This window comes from Bradyrhizobium sp., from assembly GCF_050014615.1.
GTDB lineage: Bacteria > Pseudomonadota > Alphaproteobacteria > Rhizobiales > Xanthobacteraceae > Bradyrhizobium.
Window position 1 is genome coordinate 1 of record NZ_JBEKCZ010000331.1, and the last position, 3,498, is coordinate 3,498.

The window sequence follows — 3,498 nt, forward strand, 5'->3', positions numbered from 1 at the left end:
TCCGACAATGCGAGCCTGGACAGGACGACCATCGCCCCGAACAATCCTATTCCGGCCAGCGTGATCAGGAACAACGCCGCGAACATGCGGGGAATATCGAGCGTGAAGCCGGCGTCCAGAATCTCATAGGCGAGGCCGGATGAGCGGCCGCCGGTGCCGGCGACGAACTCCGCCACCACGGCGCCGATCAGCGCAAGCCCGCTCGAAATCCGCAAGCCTCCGAAGAAATACGGCAGCGCGCCGGGTATTCGAAGCTTGATGAGCGTCTTGAGACGCCCGGCGCGATTCATCCGAAAGTAATTGGCGAGCCCCGGGTCCACGCTGCGCAGGCCGAGCGTGGTGTTGGAAATGATCGGAAACAGCGCCACCAAGGTCGCGCAGATCGTCAGCGACAGTTGCGTGTTCTTGACCAGGATGATGATCAGCGGCGCGATCGCGACAACCGGCGTCACCTGCAGCAGGACGGCGTAGGGAAACAGGCTCACTTCGATCGCCCGGCTCTGCACGAACATGAAGGCGACCAGCGTGCCGATCACGACCGCCGCGGCGAAGGCCTGCAGCGTCACCCGCAAGGTGACCATCAGCGCGCGCAGCAAGGACGGACCGTTGTGAACGAGGCTTTGGAAGATATCGCTCGGCTTCGGAAACAGATAAACCGGTATCGACGCGAGCCGGCAGCCGACTTCCCACAGAGCGAACAATACGACGCCGACCGCAAGTGGTGCGGCGATCCGCACAAAGGTCTCCGACTGCAGCAGCGGCTTCACAATGCTCCTCCCGGCGCCGAGGGCAGCGACGCTTCGGCCAGCCAGGTCGACAATTCACGGCAATAGGCCGCAAACTGCGCGCTGTCGCGAAATCCCTCGTCACGCGGCTGCGGCGCATCGATGGTCATGGTCCGGAAGATACGGCCGGGATTAGCTGCCATCACGATGATCCGGGTCGAGAGGAACACAGCCTCATAGATCGAATGGGTGACGAACACCGTCGTCAGCTTGCGTTCCCACCACAGCTTGATGAGATCGGCGTCGAGATTGTTGCGGGTGAATTCATCGAGCGCTCCGAAAGGTTCATCCATCAGCAACAGATTTGGGTTGGTCACCAGCGCCCGCGCAATCGAGACCCGCATCTTCATGCCGCCGGATAATTGACGCGGAAAATGCCGGGCAAATTTCGATAGACCCACGCGTTCGATCGCCTCCGCCACCGCCGGCGCCGTTTTGGCGTTGGCGATGCCCGCGAGTTCAAGCGGAAGCCGCACATTGGCATCGACCCTGGCCCACGGCATCAAAGTGGGTTCCTGGAATACGAAGGCAAAGCGCCGCCCGTCCTCGCCGACCTGCGCGAAGTCGCCGCGCCACCACAACAGCCGGCCGTCCGACGGTTCGATCAGGTTCGCGATCAGTTTGAGCAGCGTGCTCTTGCCGCAGCCGGATGGGCCAATCAGGGTCAGGAACTCGCCATCCGCGATCGATAGATCGATCGGCGCCAGTCCCCGCGTGCCGTTGCTGAACACCTTCTCGGCCGAGAGCACCTCGACAGCCGGCGGCCGATCGCCGCCGGCCGTGGTTCGGTCCGGGCTCACGTTAAACGGCTCGCCGGGCGTCAGGACGTTCACGGCAGCTCCTATTGCACGCCGATCTTGAGGTCCTTGACGAAGCGCTCGTCGAAAGCCTTGTGCCAATCCGTCTTCGGATCGAGCAGCTCGCCCGCGACCAGAAAATCGTAGATTTTCTTGTAGCGCTCGGCCGTGATGACGCCGACGCCCAAAGTGGCCGCATCACCGCCATCGATGGCCTTGTTTTCCCTAAGTTTCTCGATTGCAAAGGCGATCTGTCCATCGGTCATTTTGGGGTTGTCGGCCTTGATCAAGGCATTGCCCGGCGCCGGATTCTTGATGTAGTCGCGCCAGCCCTCCAGCGATGCCTTCACAAACCGTGCCACCACGTCGGGCTTTTCGGCGATCATCTTCTCGGTCGTGACGATGGTCGAGCCATAGGGCGGATAACCGCCATCGGCCAGCAGGAAGAACTTCACTTTTTCGTTCTGTTCCTGCGCCTGATAGGGCTCGGACGACGGATAGGCCTGCTGGGCGACGTTCTTGTCGGCAAAGAACGGCTGCAGGTTGAACGTATAGGGCCGGATCTGGTCGTCAGTAAAACCGTATTTGGCGCGCAGCCAGGGCCAGAAGGTGATGCGCGAGGAACCCGCGATCAGGATCGGCTTGCCCTTGAGCGCCGCCATGTCAGCCACGTCATCATGGGTCATCAACCCCTGCAAGTCGAACTGGAACGACGACGCAACGGTCACGAGCGGCAGGTTCTGCTCGCGGCCCTTGAGCACCTGGATGTCGTAGCCCATCATGAAGTCGGTCTCGCCGGCCAGCAACAACTGCGAGCCGTTCACCTGCGGGCCGCCCATCTTGATGGTGACGTCGAGACCGGCCTTCTCGTAAAGCCCGGTCGCTTTGGCCTGATAGAACCCGCCATGCTCGGCCTGAGCGAACCAGCTGGTCAGAAAGCTCACCTTGTCAGCGGCAAGCGTCGGCGCCAGCGAACCAAAAAATGCGCTTGTTCCAACAACGGCGATCGCGATCATTCGCGGCATAAATTTCATTGCCATCTCAGCTCCCTCGTTTCGGGCCGGCGCCTGGCCGGCCATCGGTGTCCCAGCTCCATCGCGGACGGATCGATCTCGATCGAGCGTCGTCCGCGCTGGAATTTGAGGATGCACAGGCGCGCTGTCACCTGAAAGCATTTTTATTCGAGCAAGCTGTTGCCTTTTGGGCAACGACTACTTTCCGCGGCTCTGGTGCATCAAAAAGCGGCGTGCGCTCGCCTGAACAACTGACACGTTGCAGAATTAGCCGATGACGCCGCCGGCAAAATCGACTTAGTATTTGACGACAGGGTTGCATTGTTTTGACCCTTGTTTCCGTCTTCACCCTTGCCATGAGGCACGATCGCTGTGCGCGCACTTTTTCCATCCTCGATCAAACCTCCCTTTGCACGTTACAGCCACGGCATCGCGTTGCCCGAAGGACACAGATTCGTGTTTACCTCGGGCCAGCTCGGCATCAGCGCCGACGAAAAAGTTCCCGGGGAGTGCGAGGCGCAGGCCGACCTGTGCTTCGCCAACATCGCCGCGATCCTCGCCGAAGACGGCATGACGCTGGCCCATGTCGTGCGCCTCAACGCCTATGTGACCGCGCGCGAGTATATGCAGGGCTATATGCGCTCGCGCGACAAGCAATTTCCCGGCACCCCGCCGGCGTCGACGCTGATGATTGTTTCGGGCTTCGTGCGCGCGGAATTCTTCGTCGAAATCGAAGCGATCGCGGCAGCGCCTCAAGGCTAGCAGGCAGACACATTAGTCTGTAGCCCAATTCGGATTGATGCGGGCCTCCGCTTTCGGCGGCACAGCGGACATAACCGGACTCGCTGCCGGCTCGACCGGGTCGCGAATGCCCCCGACCGATATCGACCAGGTTGGTGAAAT

4 protein-coding genes are annotated in these 3,498 nt (G+C 61.1%); 1 reads left to right on the top strand and 3 read right to left on the bottom strand.

Going from position 1 to position 3,498, the window contains the following annotated elements:
• From ABR948_RS29055 to ABR948_RS29065, 3 genes are all read right to left on the bottom strand, one after another.
• Window positions 1-770, bottom strand: a 770-nt coding sequence (locus tag ABR948_RS29055) for an ABC transporter permease (protein WP_428124690.1), incomplete at its 3' end; no start/stop codon positions are given.
• A complete protein-coding gene (locus ABR948_RS29060; RefSeq protein WP_428124684.1) occupies window positions 764-1,618 on the bottom strand; it encodes an ABC transporter ATP-binding protein in 855 nt (284 codons plus the stop codon). The genes ABR948_RS29055 and ABR948_RS29060, both read right to left, overlap by 7 nt.
• Before the next feature lie 8 nt (window positions 1,619-1,626).
• Window positions 1,627-2,622: an ABC transporter substrate-binding protein gene (locus tag ABR948_RS29065; RefSeq protein WP_428124686.1), complete on the bottom strand. Its 996-nt coding sequence runs from the start codon at window positions 2,620-2,622 to the stop codon at window positions 1,627-1,629.
• 345 nt (window positions 2,623-2,967) lie between these two features.
• Here ABR948_RS29065 and ABR948_RS29070 point away from each other — a divergent pair, with 345 nt between their 5' ends.
• The gene (locus ABR948_RS29070) at window positions 2,968-3,357 is read left to right on the top strand and encodes a RidA family protein (protein ID WP_428124688.1); all 390 of its coding nucleotides are present in this window, start codon (window positions 2,968-2,970) and stop codon (window positions 3,355-3,357) included.
• Window positions 3,358-3,498 lie beyond the last annotated feature (141 nt).

Coding starts and splice junctions, on each gene's coding strand:
- ABR948_RS29065 (WP_428124686.1), bottom strand. CDS start 2,622: ATGGCAATGAAATTTATGCCGCGAATGATCGCGATCGCCGTTGTTGGA.